This is a genomic window from Bacillus sp. JFL15, assembly GCF_001184225.1.
Lineage (GTDB): Bacteria > Bacillota > Bacilli > Bacillales > Bacillaceae > Bacillus > Bacillus siamensis.
Map to the genome: position 1 here is coordinate 669,680 of NZ_KQ236689.1, position 17,983 is coordinate 687,662.

Annotated in this window: 17 protein-coding genes; 1 reads left to right on the forward strand and 16 read right to left on the reverse strand. The window is 46.5% G+C overall.

All coding sequences use genetic code 11. The annotated features are described in order from the left end of the window. Nucleotides 1–15: 15 nt before the first annotated feature. The 3 genes from AD710_RS03365 to degQ all read right to left on the reverse strand — a co-directional run bounded on the left by AD710_RS03365 (nt 16) and on the right by degQ (nt 1,402). The gene (locus AD710_RS03365; RefSeq protein WP_049627266.1) at nt 16–192 is read right to left on the reverse strand and encodes a competence pheromone ComX; all 177 of its coding nucleotides are present in this window, start codon (nt 190–192) and stop codon (nt 16–18) included. A gap of 6 nt (nt 193–198) precedes the next feature. Beyond that, a complete protein-coding gene (locus AD710_RS03370) occupies nt 199–1,131 on the reverse strand; it encodes a polyprenyl synthetase family protein (protein WP_269430478.1) in 933 nt (310 codons plus the stop codon). A gap of 130 nt (nt 1,132–1,261) precedes the next feature. Beyond that, nucleotides 1,262–1,402 carry a degradation enzyme regulation protein DegQ gene (gene degQ, locus AD710_RS03375; protein ID WP_013353398.1) on the reverse strand — a complete coding sequence of 47 codons (141 nt, stop codon included), beginning with the start codon at nt 1,400–1,402 and terminating at the stop codon, nt 1,262–1,264. 465 nt (nt 1,403–1,867) lie between these two features. On the opposite strand from degQ, the gene AD710_RS03380 reads away from it, so the two are divergent. Further along, the gene (locus AD710_RS03380; RefSeq protein ID WP_049627267.1) at nt 1,868–2,209 is read left to right on the forward strand and encodes a YuzC family spore coat inner layer protein; all 342 of its coding nucleotides are present in this window, start codon (nt 1,868–1,870) and stop codon (nt 2,207–2,209) included. A 4-nt stretch (nt 2,210–2,213) separates the two neighbouring features. Here the strand turns inward: AD710_RS03380 and AD710_RS03385 are convergent, their stop codons facing one another. From AD710_RS03385 to essC, 13 genes are all read right to left on the reverse strand, one after another. Next, complete coding sequence (locus AD710_RS03385; protein ID WP_016938113.1) at nt 2,214–3,437, reverse strand: EAL and HDOD domain-containing protein; 1,224 nt, start codon at nt 3,435–3,437, stop codon at nt 2,214–2,216. Between the two features lie 129 nt (nt 3,438–3,566). Continuing rightward, nucleotides 3,567–5,033 (reverse strand): nicotinate phosphoribosyltransferase, encoded by a 1,467-nt coding sequence (locus AD710_RS03390; RefSeq protein WP_095241408.1) that lies wholly within the window; start codon nt 5,031–5,033, stop codon nt 3,567–3,569. 17 nt (nt 5,034–5,050) lie between these two features. Continuing rightward, nucleotides 5,051–5,602, reverse strand: a complete 552-nt coding sequence (locus AD710_RS03395; RefSeq protein WP_016938111.1) for a cysteine hydrolase family protein — start codon at nt 5,600–5,602, stop codon at nt 5,051–5,053. Between the two features lie 88 nt (nt 5,603–5,690). Further along, nucleotides 5,691–6,089, reverse strand: coding sequence for a YueI family protein (locus AD710_RS03400; protein WP_049627268.1), 399 nt, complete (start codon nt 6,087–6,089; stop codon nt 5,691–5,693). A 65-nt stretch (nt 6,090–6,154) separates the two neighbouring features. After that, entirely contained in the window at nt 6,155–6,403 is a 249-nt protein-coding gene (locus tag AD710_RS03405; RefSeq protein WP_049627269.1) for a YueH family protein, read from the reverse strand. 70 nt (nt 6,404–6,473) lie between these two features. Further along, nucleotides 6,474–6,695, reverse strand: a complete 222-nt coding sequence (locus tag AD710_RS03410; protein WP_016938109.1) for a spore germination protein — start codon at nt 6,693–6,695, stop codon at nt 6,474–6,476. 61 nt (nt 6,696–6,756) lie between these two features. Beyond that, complete coding sequence (locus AD710_RS03415; protein ID WP_045925850.1) at nt 6,757–7,863, reverse strand: AI-2E family transporter; 1,107 nt, start codon at nt 7,861–7,863, stop codon at nt 6,757–6,759. A gap of 137 nt (nt 7,864–8,000) precedes the next feature. Continuing rightward, nucleotides 8,001–8,237: a DUF2642 domain-containing protein gene (locus AD710_RS03420; RefSeq protein ID WP_016938107.1), complete on the reverse strand. Its 237-nt coding sequence runs from the start codon at nt 8,235–8,237 to the stop codon at nt 8,001–8,003. A 138-nt stretch (nt 8,238–8,375) separates the two neighbouring features. Next, on the reverse strand, nt 8,376–8,906 hold the full coding sequence (locus AD710_RS03425) for an HD domain-containing protein (protein WP_045925851.1): 531 nt from the start codon (nt 8,904–8,906) through the stop codon (nt 8,376–8,378). A 165-nt stretch (nt 8,907–9,071) separates the two neighbouring features. Further along, on the reverse strand, nt 9,072–9,803 hold the full coding sequence (locus AD710_RS03430; protein ID WP_015418111.1) for a (S)-benzoin forming benzil reductase: 732 nt from the start codon (nt 9,801–9,803) through the stop codon (nt 9,072–9,074). Nucleotides 9,804–9,863: 60 nt separating this feature from the next. Beyond that, nucleotides 9,864–10,337: a type VII secretion protein EssA gene (gene essA / locus AD710_RS03435; protein ID WP_082197894.1), complete on the reverse strand. Its 474-nt coding sequence runs from the start codon at nt 10,335–10,337 to the stop codon at nt 9,864–9,866. A gap of 7 nt (nt 10,338–10,344) precedes the next feature. Beyond that, nucleotides 10,345–13,470, reverse strand: coding sequence for a type VII secretion protein EsaA (gene esaA / locus AD710_RS03440; RefSeq protein ID WP_049627271.1), 3,126 nt, complete (start codon nt 13,468–13,470; stop codon nt 10,345–10,347). After that, entirely contained in the window at nt 13,467–17,942 is a 4,476-nt protein-coding gene (gene essC, locus AD710_RS03445) for a type VII secretion protein EssC (protein WP_049627272.1), read from the reverse strand. The genes esaA and essC overlap by 4 nt, the downstream gene beginning before the upstream one ends. Nucleotides 17,943–17,983 lie beyond the last annotated feature (41 nt).

Genomic DNA, 17,983 nt, shown 5'->3' on the forward strand with positions numbered 1-17,983 from the left:
TACACCACCGAACACTCATCCTTTTTCCCATTGCTCTATTTTTCCATCGTTTTTCACAATAGAAGATTCTTCAAATGAATTGATTACTATTTGAGTAATACCTAAATCATAGCCTAATAAACACGCCTCATTGGCCTTTAACTTTTTTAATACTTCTGGATATTTCAATATATAATTGATTAAATCCTGCATAATACTTCATTCCCCTCTATTAACTACATATTTTTTCAATTTATCTATTTTATTGTTTTCAAGATTTAGTCCCTCTATGGCATTTTCACATTTTTGCTTAAACAATTGGTGTAAAACTGAAACATACTGGGTAACACCCGCATCAGTTAATGTCTGAATAAAAATGTTTTTATCGGATATAAACTTAAGGTGTGTTTCTCTATGCGAAAACATACGAACCAATTTTTCAGAAGGCTCGTTAAACTGCCTCTTAAGGTACAAGTTAATTAACGTATGTTTCTCTTTTAAAATATCACTGCGTCTAGTACTGAAAAGAGCCAGATAATCACTATATATCTGTTCAAACATTCCTTTGTAATACGAATATGTTTCAACAGTTTCATTATAGTTTCCAGTTGCTAACATAGTACCTGCCACATTGGAAAGAGCGAATAGACTCCCGCATTTTAATCTAATGACCTCTAAGCTTTCATCTTCTTTCTCTGCCTTATTGATTATATCATCGTGTTGCCCTTGCATAGCGTCTTGTGTATATTTCAGTATGTAAGTAAGAATTAAGGGATTCATGTTAATTGAATTAATCCCCTGCACCCCTGCTGTATATAATGAAAATGCTGAGCTCAAAGCTTCTGAATGATCTATCTTCATCCAAAGGGCTTGGTTGTTATCTTCATCTTCAAGATCATCAATAATATCGGCGGAAAGCGTAAGAATTTCAATTCCCGCCGCAAGTTTCTCGGCAGTCTTAAAATCCTTTCCGCCAAAAACTTCATAATGCAATAATGTAGATTCAGCAAAGGTTAAATATTTTCTGGATTCAACAAATTCAAAAAGAAGCTGCATTAGATGTTCATTAAATATGTTCTGCTCTATTATACTCTTCATTCTATTCTTGATTTGGTCGGCATCTAAACACATTTGCTCAATAATTGTCTTCACCCTCCCATTCTATTTTACTAAATGCAGGTGATGAAAGACAGCAGGTTTTTCGTTTTTTAACAATCGTATAATACTTTATCCATGAAATGGATAAAAAATGCACAAAAAAAAGACTTGTTTCCAAGTCTTTTTAAGAAATTTTCATTGCATATGAGAATTTATCGAGCTGATCAATGCTTTTGTTAATGTTTCGTAAAGAGTCGGTTGTTTCTCTGATATCATTTTCAAGTCGGAATAATAATTGCTTTACTTCTTCTAATTTCTTTTCCACCGTTTCCACACTCCTTTTTTTGAAAGATCAATGAATTGTGTATGGTGAACGAGTCCTAGGTATTTGATCTGTTACTAATAGTGTAAACGTTTTTGCGGGATTTTTCACCGAAAAGTATGTGTAAAAGTATCTGCGTGACACCGCAAACCTCGATAATCCTATAGTCCCGAATAGAGCATTTAACGAACAGGACTATATAACTACTATAAAGGCAGACGTTTAGGATGAAGCAGATCAATTTTGTGGTTCTGCTGTTTTTTTAACGGTTTTCCGACAAACCGACAAGGACTATAGTCCCCGTCGTCGCAATTTCAAAACAGAATGGGCGAACAGCGTCGCATATCCACCGACAAACACCGAAAAGACCGCAACCCCCGCATTGTGGTCTTTTTGCATGTCATAACTCGTTATCACGCGGCCTATACTCATATATAACGAATGTCATCTCAGGAAGGAGGCCGCCGCATGCATTATGTGTATCTATGCTGCCCTGTTTTCGCCGCGCCGTACCGCAATCCTGCGCCTGCTCCCCAGGCTTCCGCAAATATTTTGACAGCGTCCGCAAAAGACGCTGCGGGCATGCTGGAGGATGCCCGCCTGCTTCTTGCGCGGCTGTCGGCGTCAAAAGAGCTTGCGCGCCGCATCCTCACCGCAGCGGAATCATCTGACGCCGCAGCGGTCAAGCGGCTCATTAAGCAGACCGGCATCAAAAATGACTTTGACGTGACATTTAATCCCGACGGCATCCGCGTCAGTCTGATCAGGGAGCAAAGCCGGTTCATCATCGCCCTCAGGTGGTCAGCTTAAAGCATCAATCCACGATCAGCTGCCGGCACCATTCGATTGCCTGCAAGTAACATTCATACGCTGCTTCTTTGTCCAGTTCTTTTCCCCATTCGTCACAGTCCCAGTTGTTGCATTCAATGGCTTTGACGAGCCCCAGCATCTTATAATAATCGTTTTCATAACCGAGCAGCGCCTGTCCGACTTCATCAATTAAAGGCAGTTCTTTGACGATATCCTCCAGCTCCCTGTGGAGAAGCGTATCGATGAGTGAAAACATGCCGATCAGCATGTAGGAAGCGGGCTGCGGTCTTCCGGTCCTTTTCGCAAGCAGTTCGCACAGCTTAGCCCTGATTAAGGAAATCTTAATGATTTCTTTTTGGCTTGAGTGGCTTTTCGCCGTTAAATCTCTGAATGAAAGAATGTAAATCAAGCGCTTAATCTCATTCAGCCCAAGCATCATGATGGCCTGCCGGATGCTGTCTATCTTTTTTTTCAGCCTTGTCTGCGATCCGTTTAAAAAACGCAGAATCTGATACGATAATGTAACGTCCTGTTCTATGTATTCCGTCACGCGCTCTATATCGGGCTGGTCTTGGTTTAATTCGTTTAAAAGCTGGTAGTAAGAATGAAAATGAAACGTCAGATCATTCCCGCTGATGACACGCGGTTCACTGAAAAAATATCCTTGAAACAGGTGAAAGCCGTCTATGGCCGCCTGTTTGTAATCTTTTCTTGTCTCCACTTTTTCCGCTAAATAAATCAGACTTTTACAGCTGTACGTCTGAATGATTTTTTTGCGTTCCAGACGCGAGGATTGCAAAAAGTCGATTTTTAAAATATCAATATATTTCATCAGCTGTTCCAATAATTCTTCATTTGCCGGATTGATGGCGTAAAAATCATCAAGTGCTAATGTATATCCTAATTTCTTCAGCTGTCTGCATCTTGAGATCAGAGCCGGAGTGATCGGTATGTCCTCAAGAATTTCGATAATGAGCTGGTCAGGATCAAAGGAGGTAGGGAGATCTGAAAACATCAGGCTTTCTGTAAAATTCACAAAGCAGCGTTTTCCCTCAGTCAGTTTTTCGATTCCGATGTTGATAAAGCTGTTAATAATGAGATCAGTCGTAGCTTTATCTCCGTCTGCGGCCGAATAACGGTTCTCTTCGCTCTCCCGGTAAAGAAGTTCATAAGCAACAACCTGTTCATTCCTGTTGAAGATAGGCTGTCTGGCAACAAACACCTTCATTCATTTACCCCCTTAGATGCGGCCTTCGAACATAAGTATATCAAATAATTTGACGAATTTTGTCTAAATGTGAAAAATATTATCGCAAACAAAAAGCCTTTCCAGAGAAAGGAAAGGCTGCTTTGTCTTCTATTCAAGTTCCCGTTTCAGCTTGCTTTTGATCTCATGAATCCGCTGCATCTTGTTGCTCCAGCAGTCTTCGCTTAAATCAACCGGATATTCTTCCGGCTTGCTGATCCGTTTGTATTCCTCCCACAGAAGTTTGAGGTTATCCTGCACGTATTGCTGGATGTCGGTAATTTCGGGATTATCATAGCATAAAACCCCGTTTTCAAAAATCGGCTCATGCAGGTCTTTCGCATAGAAATCAGTGACGAATTTGCTGACGAACGTGTGAACGGGATGGAACATTTTTAACCGTTTCTGGTCATTTACCCGCTCGTCATAAAGAGCGATATAATCCCCTTCCGAGTGGTGGTTCAGCTTGTTGATAATCCGGTATACTTTCTTTCTTCCCGGCGTTGTCACTTTTTCAGGGTTCGACGAAATCTTGATGGTGTCGGTCAGTTTGCCGTCCTCTTCAATGGCGACAAGCTTGTAAACCGCGCCGAGGGCCGGCTGATCGTATGCGGTAATCAGCTTTGTGCCGACTCCCCATGTATCGATTTTCGCTCCCTGCGATTTCAGATTTAATATCGTGTGCTCATCAAGGTCGCTTGAAGCAATAACCTTCGCGTCTTTGAAACCCGCTTCATCAAGCATTTCTCGCGCTTTTTTTGACAGGTACGCCAAGTCCCCGCTGTCTAAGCGGATGCCGATGAAGTTGATCCGGTCGCCGAATTCTTTCGCGACTTTAATCGCATTCGGCATGCCTGAACGGATCGTATCGTAAGTATCGACGAGGAACACGCAGTCTCTGTGCGTCTCCGCATATTTCTTAAAAGCCGTGTACTCATCGCGGTACGCTTGTACGAGTGCATGAGCGTGCGTGCCGGATACCGGTATATTAAAACGCTTGCCGGCTCTTACATTACTCGTCGCGCTGAAGCCTCCGATCAGAGCCGCTCTCGCTCCCCACATAGCCGCATCCATTTCATGGGCGCGCCGCGTTCCGAATTCAAGGGCGTCTTCATCACCGACTACGCCTTTAATGCGGGCCGCTTTCGTGGCGATTAATGTTTGGTAATTCACAATGTTAAGCAGAGCCGTCTCAATCAGCTGCGCTTCAATGAGGGGCGCTTCGACCCGCATAATCGGTTCGTTGTTAAAGACGAGCTCTCCTTCTTTCATGCTGTAAAGAGATCCGGTAAATGACAGATCCCGCAAATAATCAATGAAATCATCAGCATAGTGCAATTCCGTTTTTAAATAGTTCAGATCGCTGTCAGTAAACTTGAAGTTCTCCAAGTATTCGATTGCTTTTTCTAAGCCCGCAAATACCGCATAGCCGTTTTCAAAAGGAAGCTTTCTGAAAAAAAGCTCAAAAATTGCTTTTTTCTCATGAATGCCGTCTCTCCAGTACGTTTCGGCCATATTAATTTGATAAAGATCTGTATGTAAAGACAAACTGTCGTCTTTAAAACCATGCTCCACCAAAATTGTTTTCCCCTTCCTTACTCTGCCACTTGCGCTCCGATGCTGTTCTTAAAATGGGACAGCGCCCATTCATGCCCTTCCGGATTAAAGCTTGCCACAGCGTTTTGATGAATGACGATCTGAAAGCCCTTGTTGTAGGCGTCAACCGCCGTGTGAAGAACGCAGATGTCGGTGCACAGGCCCGCAAGATGCAGTTCAGTGATCTGCCGTTCCCGCAGTTTCAGCTCTAAATCCGTTCCAGCAAAAGCAGAATATCTCGATTTTTCCATGTAGCTTACGTTTTTTGCGTGTTTATGTTTCTCATAAAGAGGCGAGAGCTTTCCGTACAGCTCTTTGCCCTCCGTGCCGTTGATATTATGCGGAGGAAACAGGCGTGTTTCCGGATGAAAGTCATCGTCTGCATCATGTGAATCTACCGCAAAGACAACGTAATCACCATTTTCTATAAATGCTTGCGTCAAACTGACAATCTTATCCTCAATTTGCCTTGCGGGTTCTCCGCAGGTTAATGCTCCGTTCTCTGCTGCAAAATCATTCGTATAATCAATGCAAATAAATGCTTTTTTCATAGCCGGCCTCCCCGCCATTCATATGAAAACCATTATATCCTATCTCCACTTGTAAGTGAATTGGCATTATAAAATGACACTTGCTCTTCTAAGATTTCAGGAGTGAGCGCTTGAAAATATCATCCTGAACGTAAATGCCGTCAAGGTTCACGGCATGATCGGCGGCAAATACCAAGCCGAGCGGCGTTTCGAATTGAAGATCCGAGATCACGGAGCTTCGGACACCTTCCAGTGCGGCAAGCTTCATATAGGGTGAATAAGCATGATACGGGAGCCTTCCGTTTATATAGAGCACCGCATCTTTTCGTTTTTTCAGCGCCTGTTTCACTTCTTCATACGGCTTCCTTTGCAGCACCTGCCCCTTCGTCAGGGCAATGATGACCCGTTCACGCAGCGAGCCTAAAAATAAATGCCGTTCATCCGGTTTCGTCTGCAGAGGGCCGTACATACCCTGCTGTAAATAAAGGTCAACCGTTTTGTCGCTCATCGGCCTTCCCTCCTCAGCTTGTTTTACAATTATCGCCCCGGACGGGACACGGTAAACCGCCTTCGTTACATTTCAGCCACCCAATGGGAGATCTTGCCTGCGAGCTCTCCGGCGGGCTCTTCATCCATCAGCTTGCTGAATGATTGTAATAGCCGCTGCGCCAGCGCCTTTTTCTCTTCCTCATAGGAAATGATCGTGCTCCACTCAAGTTCCGGAACGGCTACGAGTGTATGCTGTTCTTTTTTATTTTCATGCAGATACACGTCGCCGATCATTCCGGACTGAACGGTAATATTCGCTTTTCTGATTTTCATAAAAATCCCCTTTTATAAAAGACTGATTCTATTATACTACAAAAAAGCGACAGCCTCCTAAAGGAGGCTGTCACGCGTTAAACCAATCAGGTTCGTCAAACAGATCAATGTCTTCAAAGCGCGTTTTGCTGAATTTATTAGTGACTTTGACAAAATCTCCGGAATGAAACGCCCCTGACCCCGCGCCTGAGTGGTCAACGGCTTTGGGAGAAATGGCAAACACGTCACCGAAGCTCGCCGCAGCGTCTCCGGCTAAGCTCATGATATAAATCGGTCCCACAATTGCAGGCATACCCACACCTCCGCTTTTCTTTACAGCATTTTATGCGCTGCTGTTGGAGTTGTGCCCGTTTTTATTTCGGCTTGCGGCTGTCTTCGTGCTTCGATCGCTGACGAAGTTTGATAAGCCGGACGATATTTAAGACGAAGGCTTTTAAGACCGCGTAAACCGGCACGGCCAGAATCATTGCGAGAATGCCTCCGAAACTGCCCGCTCCGATAAGCAGAAGAATAATGGTGAGCGGGTGGGTATTGAGCCGCTTCCCGATAACAAGCGGAGAAAGCAGGTTTCCGTCAAGCTGCTGGACGACAACGACAACAATCACGGCAAACAGCGCCTTAGCCGGAGAATCCATAAACGCGATAATGACCGCCGGTGCCGCCCCGAGAAACGGTCCCAGGTACGGAATGATATTGGTGACGGCGATCACCATCCCGAGAATTAACGCATACGGCAGGCCGATGATCCAATAACCGATAAAGCATGCCGTTCCGACAAAGAGACAAATCAGCAGCTGGCCTTGGAAATATGCGGCCAATGTGACGTATAAGTCGTTAAATATTTTCCGGCCCTCCGCCCGGTAGGAAGAAGGCAGAATTTTGACCGCCAAAAGCGGAAAACGCCGGCCGTCCTTCAGCATATAAAACAAAATGAACGGAACGGTGATGACGACAAGCGTAATATTCGTAACGACGCCGAACACGGCCGACAGGCTTGCGGTAATATTTTGCGGAAGACTTTGTAAAAATCCCGTCAAAGACTGCCGGATTTTTTCTATCGACACATAATCCTGCGTCATCATCCACGTAAACCATTTGGAATGGGATAATTGTGTAATCAAGCTTTGAATCTGATTAATGTAATCAGGGAAATTGTTAATCAGCCCCGTGACCTGAGAAGCCACGATCGGCCCGATTGCGGTGAACATAAAGGCGATCAGGCCGATGAAAACGAGATAAATGAGCAGGATCGCCAATGTCCGGGGGATTTTTTTCTCAAGCAGGCGCACGATCGGATTAAAAATGAAAAACAAAATGCCCGAGATCAAAATCGGAAAAAACAGAGTGGTGATGAAACCGAAAAACGGCTGAAAAATAAACGAGACTTTCGTTGATACGTAAATAATGAGCAAAACGAGCAAAATTTGCAGCGTCCAAAAATGGACCTTTGATTTCAACAAGCGGTTTCCTCCTATTGTCATGTGAACTTGTACTGTGATTGTACCAAAAAAAGCCGCCGTACATCTATGTATCTCAAAAAAGAAGACGCACCGGGGTTCTGTAAGGGCCGCCTCCGGTCTGCGCCTTATATGGGCTGTTACACACGTTCGGTATAATCAGGCATGACAGAAACCACATGGCGGTTCCTGATATATAATACGCGGTCATGGGTTTCTTCAATGGCGATATGATCCGGAGCGGCATCAATCAGCCGTCCCCTGACAATCCGTCTGACGGTTTGAATGATAAACCTTGAGCCAATAAGCTTATGGATGGTCTGATAAACGTAAGGATCTACTAACGAGACGAGTTGCGGGCTTCCTTGATGGGCCATTTTCGCTGATCCCCTTTACTATGTTTTCCTTCATCATATGCAGCGGACAAAGGCTTTGACACAGTACGTCTATCGGAGCGGAAAAGGTGTTAGTGAGATGGCGGGGTTATGTAAAGCGGAAAAGGCCGCATGAGTGGCCTAGACTGAGCTTCTTATGGGATATTGGGCTTGGTCAATTAACTGATCAAGCTTTTGGATTTGTTTGAGCGCGGCCGCGTGATCCATTTGGCGGTAATGATGATGTCCGCCAGGTTCTTCATCGAGTTCGTCCGCTTGTTTCACGATTTGCTGGAGCGTATTCTTGTCCAGTTCACCTTCAGGCAGATAGGAATCGGTGTGAAGCAGAATCGCCAGCGCAATGTCTTTCGCCGCTTTCGGTTCTTCACCGAGACGGATGAGCAGCTTATGCGCCCGTTCCGCGCCTTTTATGGCATGGATATCGTTTCTTCTGTACTTTTCATAATCCCATTTGCCGTCTGTGTACCATTCGTAATGGCCGACATCATGCAGTAAAGCCGCTTTCGCTGCAAGATCGGGACTGACACCCGCTTTTACGGCAAGACGGTATGCATGAAACGCGCAGGCAATCGCATGGGCGACACCGGAGCGCTGTAAATACTTTTGTGCGATTGGATGGGTGAAGACATCCATTAACGTTACATTTCTCATGGAAACCCCTCCTTAATTATATTTTTAGAATCCTAACATAAATCGAGAAGAAACTCAATTCATCTGATACATTTCTTATACCCCTTACTTGGTGTTTCATTCATGATATGCCGCCGGGCGCCGAAATGATTGTACAAACAAAAAAAGAGCAGCGTAAAAGCTGCTCTACAAAAACTCTTTAATATCGTATATCCGTCCGTTTTCCGGCTCACCCGCGATCAGTGAGTGAATGACGCCGGCGATGTATTCCGGGCTTCTGAGGTTTTTCGTTTCTTTCAGATTGCGGAACCGCTCGATGTCATGGAAATCTTCTTTTGACGAAGAACGGATGACGGCCTGCATGTCTGTATCCATCACTCCCGGCGAGAATGATATCATGCGGACCGGCAGCTCTTCATCTTCCTGTTCGAATCCGAATGTTCTCGTAAACATATCAAGCCCCGCTTTTGAGCTGCAATACGCGCTCCATCCTTTATAGGGATTTTTCGCCGCGCCAGATGTGATGTTGACAATTGTTTTGCTGCCGCTGAACGCTTCGAAACGCTTTGTGAACATTTGGCTGAGCAAAACGGGCGCCGTCAGATTAAGGGTGTAGTGGCGGTTCAATTCTTCCGCGGAAGCCTCTTTCGCCCGCTTGATCGGCTCCACCATTCCGGCATTATTGATCAGTGTGACGGCGGAATACCGCTTCTTCTCAGCTTGATCAAGAATCGCCTTCATCTGCCGCTCTGTATCTGCCAGATCGGTTAAATCAACACTGTATTCTGTCAGTCCCTCACGCTTTTCCCCGCTTATCGTTCTTGAAAGCGCGGCGACTTCGGCTCCTTCTTGCAGCGCCTGTTCCGTCAGTGCCCGTCCCAATCCTTTTGACGCGCCTGTTATAAGAAAAAACTGCATGAAACTCCTCCTTTTTTTCTTATTTTACGGGCTGTCTTCCCGCAAACACAAGCGATCCGTTTACCGCTTTGCCTTTTCCTGCGCCGTGACCTTCGGAATCAGATAGATCATTGCGGCGATGCCGAGGAGGATCAAGACGGCATAAATGACAGGCAGCAGAAAGGAAGTCTTTTTCTCATCCGTTTCCATGTCTGCTGAGGTATGCCGCACCGCAGGCTCGGCAAAGGTGATACCCAGTTTTTTCGATTGCGCTTTGATCGTATTCGGCTCCGTTTCTGACGATGTAAACAAATTTGATATCAGTTTTTCATCCGGGTTTTCTGCCGGCTGATCGAACGTGATGTCCTTCTGCTCTTTCGGAAGCGCCGTTTTTTCCTCGGAATAGGCATCGTCATGAAGATAATCCGTACGAATTTCAATGTCTTTCTTTTCATATTCATTCGGCTTGACATCGGTATTGTCCTCATTCGCGGCTGCGGCTTGCGGGAGGAAAAGGAAAAAGGAGAGAGCAAGCAGCAAAACTCCTTTTTCCACGATTGTGTTACGCCTCATAAGACTGATCACTTTCCTCCGTTTTTTCCGCAAGCAGCCGAATGATGAGCGGAAGCGCCGCCGCAATCAGCGTAATGATCGCAAGAACCGTTATGCCCATCGCAAACAGATGGCCCGTTCCGTATTGAATATCGATATACACTTTCGATACCGGGCTGTCGAAGCTGAAGTTCGGCATAATCAGGTCGATCAAAGGCGCCACATAAAAGAGAATGAGCGCTGATGAAGCGATCCATCCGGTGATTGAGCCAAAGACAAAGGCTGCCCGGATGAAAGCTGAACTCGCCGCAAGCAGGAGAATCGTAAAGACTGACCATTTAATCGTCTGATCGTCCGGAAGTGAGTAGATATTCAGACCGAACAGACTGATCATCAGTCCGACCATTATGTTTAAAATCCCAAAGAGCGCGCCTTTGACAAGAAGCGGCGCCTGCTGATAATACGAGCTGAAATAGCCGATCAGAAGACTGCTGATCAGAACGATTACCAAAATGACGACCGGCGGAACATTCTGAACCCGGTCTTCCGGCACCTCTCCGCTGATTTTAAGCGGATTGGCGAGATAATCATAAACATATCCGTTTTCCTGTCCGTCAACGAGCGTGTTCCCTAAAATGCCGTACACGTCATTTCTGATCAATTTCGTGGAATCGACGTTTTTGCCCCAGTTGCTGTTCAGGGTGTCCGCTTTATGCTGGACGTCATTTACGCTTTGCTGCATATTGTCGGTATAGCTGATGATGCCGGACTGGCGTTCTGACAGATGGCCCATCGTGTCAGACATTTGCAGCACTTCGCGGCCGACGGTGTCCTGAGCGCCGAGCGCCATCGTTCCGGTTAATCCGTCTCCGCTGAATGCGGCCGCTTCCTGCACAGCGCCTTCTGCCAGCTGATCGGATGCTTTAGCCGCGCTGTCTGAAATGCTGGCGAGCTCATTGAGCACTCCGGCTTGTTCATCTCTGATATACGAGCTGTAGTTATCCGAGAATTCGGTCATGCCTTTAATGAAATTGCTGATGTCTTCATCTGTCTGCATCTTATTGTTTTTCAGGTTTTCCCAGCTTGCCGTTTCTTCCGGTTTGATGGCGAGAACGGTTTGGACTTCGCCTTGCTGGGCTTTCAGCACCCTGTTTTTCACATCAGGCAGCGAGCCTGCGTCAAGCGAGTGATAGAGTGTTGCCTCATACAAAGATAAATCATTATAGTAACTCATTAAATCGGATATCTCTTTTGTATTAATGTCAGCGGCAAACATCTGTTCAAGAGCAGATTTGCGGCCGCTATCCAATGACGGGTAGTTCAGAATGTTCTGTTCTGTCTTTACAATCATTCTGTAAATGGTATTGAAGTCTTGTTTTCTCTTTTCTTTTGATTCTTCCAGCTGTTCACGTAATTTGTCCGCTCGTTTTTTCGCTTCATCAATTCGGTCTTTAAGGCCTTGGATTTCTTCATCAAGATCATCGAGACGTTTTTTCAGTTCTTCATTATGAGTCTGCTGTTTCTCTTCCAGCTCTTTTTCAATTTGCTGAATGCGCTCTGCGGCTTGGTTCAGCCTTTCTTTCGCGTCAGAAACTCCCGTGCCGCCGTCTCCTTCAGAATCGTTTGAATCGTCCTCTGGCTCAACAGCAGGCGGAGTGACGTTTTTAGCGGCCGATGCGGTTTGGACGGTTTTTGGCTCTTCGCCGCCAGTGTTATCGGAATCAGGCTGCTGATCTTTTGTGCCGTCTTCCGTTTTTCCGTCTTCTCCGGGAGCCGTTCCGTTATTCGGATCGGTACCTCCGGGTTTTTCACCGTCATCGCCTTGGCCCGGTTTTTCAGGGTCAGGATTTTCTTTTTCCGGTTCTTTTAGTCCGTCTGAAATTTGATTGATTTCAGCGGAGATGCGTTTTAATTCATCACGCTGATCGTCAAGGTCAATTTTCAGATCACCGGGTTTTTCTTCTTCCGGTTTTTCTTCTTCTTTCGGTTCATCTGAGCCGTCATCCCCCGGATCATTTTCCGGAACGGTTAATGCCTGCCGATCCCTTTTTATCAGGGTTTGGATGCTGTTCAGTGTTTCAAATCTTGCTTGAGCTTTATATTGAGTCAAATAATTGTCCAGTAAATTGGATTGAATATTTGCCATCCCGCGTTCCTGATCAGGCACCTGCGCTTCTCTCACCTGCTGGGCGGCAAACAGAGCCGCTCCTGTCTGGTCAAGCTGTGTCTGCGCCTGGTTTATGCCTGCAGACAGCCCGTTCATCATGGCGCTGAACTGATTGGCGGCCTGCTGTGCTTTAATGGCGTTCAGGCCGGTTGTGATTTGCTTTTGATTTTGTTCCTGCGCGGCCATCAGCAGTTTTTTCTGATTTTCCTGATATTGTTTATAGCGCTCAACCGTATCGGCAAAGTCCTTGAGCGTGTTTTTGGCTTCATCTGCCGAAGTCAATTTTTCTTTGGCCGCGCCTTGTGCTTCATTCATTGATTTTTTCAGTTCGTCAATCAGGTCTTTTTGCCGTTTGATTTCACCCGCCAAGTCATTTGAGCTCGGCTTGTAAAAGTTGTACATGACGTTTTGAAATTCTGATTCTTTATTGACGATCTTGTCAAAATCGCCTCTGACATTGTTCACTTTTTGTGAGACGAAATTCCAATACAATGCCGACATTTTTTTATTCATTGATTTTTGGGCGTCTTCAAGCTCACGCTGCACTTTTTCTTTGTTGACGGCGTTCAGGCTGCTTTGAATATTGAATGTCAGCGTGGCTTTTTGCGGACGCTCTTTGTCATAGCTTAAAATGTCTTTTGAAAAATCGGATGGAATGTAAACGACGGCGTCATACTTCTTAGCCGCCAGACCGTTTTCAGCCGCGCTCCTGTTGACAACCGTCCAGGAATAATCCGGACGGCCGCCGAGAGCCGCCGCCACTTCTTTTCCGAAATGGACGGATTCCTGCCCCTCATTTTCATCTGTTTGTAAGCCCATGTCTTCATTCACGACTGCGATTTGGCGGGTGGCATTGATTTTTTGTTTTCCCGGGTCATCGCCGATAAATCGGAAAAACAGCACCGGCAGCACCAGAATGATAACGACCGCGGCTATTAATTTGATCAGGCTTTTTCGTTGTTCTGTCATCTGACGGCCTCCCTTTCCGCTGAACATAGAGGTATTTGGATTTTTTGCTCCTTCCCGTTTTCAACCAAATAGCCGAAGCCCGGCTGAATGTCCGGTTCCTGCCTTTGGTAAGGCAGCGGAATGACGTTTTGTTCGGATTTTTTCACAAGCAGCATCGCGTGGCGGATCTGTTTCATTTCCGTCGTTAAGGAATCATAGCCTTTTGAGAATTCGCTGTGATTGCCCGCCGGGATAAAACTGAAGCCGACATGCGCGTAAGATTTCATAAACATCGCCAGCTTGTCCTGAATGGCGGTGTCGATTGTCTGCTGGAATCTTGTAATGCCGTCGGCCATTAACACGATCGGAGAGAAACTGAGTCTGTGCATATCACCATTTTTAACGGCCTGTGCATACTGGGCTTCACGCTCCGTGAATAGGGCTTCAGCAGATTCGATCCACTGCTGTATGTCTTCTTTTGTGTCCAGATAACTGACCTTTGTTTCCTGCGCATATTGCGACAGTCCGCGGTCAATTGAGTCAAACAGTCCGATCTTTTCCGTTCCTTCACGCAGCAGGTGATTCAGCATGACTTTCAGGATGTTTGTTTTCCCCCGCTGTGTCTGTCCTAAAATGAGGCAATGTTTATATTTACCCAGATCAAAGTACACGGGGCTGACCTTTTCCTCATGCAGCCCGACAGGAATTCGGAACGGTTCCTGACCCGGTTCGAGACGGAGCGAAAATTCGCCGGCCGTCAGCATGTCCGGGAGCATCGGAATCGGTTTTGGACCGGCCGTTCCGGCATGGCGAACAGCTAAAGCTTTGACATCGTCTTTCAGCGCTTGGAACATCTCGAGGTCATTTTCCGCTTCTGCCGGAAGAAACATTTGTGCGAAATACAGTTCTTCTTTTTGGATCATGACGCGGCCCGGAATCGGTTCGAGACTGAACGGCGGACGCCCGTAAATAGAGTATCCTTCTGACTGATCCATTAAATAATGAACGACTTTCGTTTTTAAATTGTTTAACAGCGACTGGCGGACGGCGTTTACCCTCGTTGCGGTCAGCAGGAAGTAAATTCCTAAGCTTTGCCCGTCGCGTGAAATCTGGATGAACTCCGTTTCCAATTCATGCATTTCGTCTTTGACGATATCGAAATTATCAATTGTGATAAAAATGAATGGCAGCTCTTCTTCACTGAGCGAATTGTACATTTTTATATGGCTGACTTCTTTTTCTCTGAACAGCCGTTTCCGCCGCTCGATTTCTTCCTTGATGCGGATCATAAATTTTTCAATCTTTCTCATTTGATCCATTAAGAAATAATCTGCGGTGTGCGGAAGCTTTGCCAATGGCAGAAGCGTTCCGTTTCCGAAATCAAAGATATACATGTGAAGCTCTTGTGGCGTGTATCCTTCCGCGAAGTTCATCAGGAACGTGATGGCAGAAACCGACTTGCCGTAGCCCGATGAGCCGAAAATACCGATGTTGCCGTCATCCATCATCGTATAAGCGAGAGGCGCCTGTCTTTGCTGATCAGGCTCATCCACGCAGGCGATGAAGAAGCGGTCTTTTTCCTTCGCAGGATAAAGCGTGCGCGGAATACGTTCGGCAAGCGGCGGCAGCCAAGGGCTCGGCAGCTTTTCAATGCCCATTTCTTTTTGAATCCGCTCGATTTCTTCGACTACGGCCTCTATTTCTGCCGGGGCGTCTTTTTTCGCCGCATCATCCGCGTCGACCTCAGACAGCGGAATTAAGCCGGTATCGGTAACGATGGCAATGTCATCCTCGGAGCCGTATACATCTTCCATGTAAGGGGCGCCGCTCCAGGCAGACTGGAACTGCTCATACACTTCATTATTTCCGACTTGCAGATAGCCGCGTCCGGTGACGGTAATATTCGCCGCATCACTGTTTTTCAGGATTTCTTTACTGTCGCTTGCATCCTGCACTTTCAGGGCGACCTTAAAGCGTGAGTTGCTCCATATCTGGTCGTCAATGATGCCGCCCGGCTTTTGCGTGGCGAGGATTAAATGCACACCGAGGCTCCGTCCGATGCGCGCCGCGCTGACAAGCTCCCTGATAAAGTCAGGCTCTTCGCTTTTGAGCTCGGCGAATTCATCTGAAATCAAAAACAGGTGCGGCATCGGAATATCCGTTTCTCCCTGTTTATACAGCTTTGTATAGTCATTGATGTGATTGACGCGGTATTGATCAAACAGCCGCTGCCGTTTTTTCAGCTCGCTTTTGATGGAAGCAAGCGCCCTGATGCTGAAGTTTCTGCTTCCTTCGATGTTCGTGATGGTTCCGAGAAGGTGCGGCATCTTGCGGAACGGCTGCGCCATTCCTCCGCCCTTATAGTCAATCAGCAAAAACGCCGCTTCATGCGGGTGGAAATGAACGGCCAATGACAGAATATACGTTTGCAGAAATTCACTTTTCCCGGAGCCGGTCGTCCCCGCCAGCAATCCGTGCGGCCCGTGGGCTTTTTCATGCAGGTTTAAATGCACGATATCGTCTTTTCCCTTGTAGCCGATCGGAACAGCCAGCGATTTAGCAGACTCACTTGTCTCCCACTTCTGCCTGATGCCGATTTCTTTTACTTCCTTCGCATGAAACAGTTCCAAAAATGAGACCGTTTCAGGAATGGAATTCGTCATTCCGACCTGATGGTGCAATGTCCGAAGCGTCCGGGAAAACCGCTCGTTGTCTGTCCGTTCATGCCTGTCCAGCTTAAACGGGATCTGCACCGCTTTTTTCTTCTGAATGAGAATGTCGCCCTCATCCTCATTTATGTAGCGGACGAGGGTGTGAATATTTTCTGCCAGGCTTTCCTTCGTTTCCGCGGCGATGATCGCCGAGATGCCGAGATGCTCATGCCGGCCTTCGATATATTCTAAAATGACGTGCTCTGCAATCAGCTGCTGATTTGTGATGACAAAAACAAAATGCGGCTGAAAAATCTTTTTTTCTTTCTCGTCTTCCAAATCCCGCTCCCGCAGCAGCTCATAAATGGACGATAACAATTGATCGCGCGTCTGTTCATTGTATATAAACCCTTTCGCATACATATGAGGCAGCTGAAATTGCGGCAGCCACTTCATCCATTCCCAATCCTTATATTCCTCTTCATGAAAGATAAAGACAAACCGCAGGTCATGGTAGCTGTTGAAGAAAGCGAGCTGGCCGATGAGCTGATGAATTTCATTTTTGACGATCTGGGGTTTCCCGACGAGCCCCATCGGCCCTTCTTGTAAATCAACGGTCACGGGCGCATGGCGGATATCTTTATATACACGCTGCATATGCTGCGACTGCTCCATCAAGTCATCGACATCACGGTTCGCCAGGTCTCCGCCGCTCATCGAAATCTCGTAGCTTGCCGGAATCGTGCCCGTTCCGAGCCGGAGCATCAGGAAATCCCTGCTTTCCAGCGATTTCTCCCAAATGCGGCCGCTGATTTCAGAGGTTAAATATTTCATTTTTTCAAACGGGGGAAAGTGATGCGTCAGCACTTGCAATTGTTTTTCCGAAAGCGTCTGAAGCTCTTTCCGTTTGTTTTCTAAATACTGCTTGTACACACGCTCCCGCTTTTCCTCCCGTTTTTTCCGCTGCGTTTTTTCTCGGAAATACTGCACGGTGGACGTAATGAGAGTCATCATAAACATCGCCAAAGAGACGAGGATAAAAATGCCCCTCGGCTGTATAATGGCGACAACCCCCATTACAATCAGCATGACCACAGGAGGCAGAATGACGAGCCACAGCCCCCGGTTATTCTGTTCGCTTTCCTGCGAAGGGAAACTGAATGACACGCGGTCTTCGGGAAGATCGTAGACCATCCGCGGCGTTCTTCGATATTGCGGGTATTTCTTTTTCATTTCGGTGCTTGGCTTTATCGTTTTGATTAAGCTGCTTTGAAATGTTTCGTGATGAATGACTTCTAAAAGGTCGTCCTCGGTCAGCCTCACACGCAGAAAATTCCACAGCAGCTCATCTCCCGTCCGAAGCTTTTCAGGAGCTTTTGTGAGCTCTCCGTTCAGATAAACTTCCCGGCCGTCAGGAACAACAGACCAGCTTCCTCCCGCTTTTCGCAGATAAAAATCGCCTGTTTGAGCGGACGACGGCTCTTTGTATATATCCGCTTCCTCTGTTGCTGATGAGAAAACGATCTCGTCCTTCCCGCCGATAAAGTAAACGGAGGATTCTTCCTGATCAGGAGTGAGAAGAAGCCGCAGCGTCTCTTCTTCAATCCGGCAGGGCATTTCATTTCCTATTGTCAATTCGCCGGCACAGTTATTTCCCAGGAAAACTTCGTAATGATCTGTTTCCTTACGATAAAGGGTTGCGGCAGGCTGCCGTAACGGCAGTGTGCCGAACGTGATCGTATCCTTTATTTCCGGGCCGATCGTAATCGGCTGAGACGGCGGGAGTTCAGACAGCTGAATCTTTTGTACGTGCTCCCGGTAAAAGACCCATAACAGACTCATATGGCGAACCTCCTGACTGCCTGATCGTTATTTACGGCCAG

Bases quoted from the DNA above. Each gene is read 5' to 3' on its own strand.
- AD710_RS03365 (WP_049627266.1), bottom strand. From the start codon at position 192: ATGCAGGATTTAATCAATTATATATTGAAATATCCAGAAGTATTAAAA.
- AD710_RS03380 (WP_049627267.1), top strand. From the start codon at position 1,868: ATGCATTATGTGTATCTATGCTGCCCTGTTTTCGCCGCGCCGTACCGC.
- AD710_RS03385 (WP_016938113.1), bottom strand. From the start codon at position 3,437: ATGAAGGTGTTTGTTGCCAGACAGCCTATCTTCAACAGGAATGAACAG.
- AD710_RS03395 (WP_016938111.1), bottom strand. From the start codon at position 5,602: ATGAAAAAAGCATTTATTTGCATTGATTATACGAATGATTTTGCAGCA.
- AD710_RS03400 (WP_049627268.1), bottom strand. From the start codon at position 6,089: ATGAGCGACAAAACGGTTGACCTTTATTTACAGCAGGGTATGTACGGC.
- AD710_RS03405 (WP_049627269.1), bottom strand. From the start codon at position 6,403: ATGAAAATCAGAAAAGCGAATATTACCGTTCAGTCCGGAATGATCGGC.
- AD710_RS03410 (WP_016938109.1), bottom strand. From the start codon at position 6,695: ATGCCTGCAATTGTGGGACCGATTTATATCATGAGCTTAGCCGGAGAC.
- AD710_RS03420 (WP_016938107.1), bottom strand. From the start codon at position 8,237: ATGGCCCATCAAGGAAGCCCGCAACTCGTCTCGTTAGTAGATCCTTAC.
- AD710_RS03425 (WP_045925851.1), bottom strand. From the start codon at position 8,906: ATGAGAAATGTAACGTTAATGGATGTCTTCACCCATCCAATCGCACAA.
- AD710_RS03430 (WP_015418111.1), bottom strand. From the start codon at position 9,803: ATGCAGTTTTTTCTTATAACAGGCGCGTCAAAAGGATTGGGACGGGCA.
- esaA (WP_049627271.1), bottom strand. From the start codon at position 13,470: ATGACAGAACAACGAAAAAGCCTGATCAAATTAATAGCCGCGGTCGTT.
- essC (WP_049627272.1), bottom strand. From the start codon at position 17,942: ATGAGTCTGTTATGGGTCTTTTACCGGGAGCACGTACAAAAGATTCAG.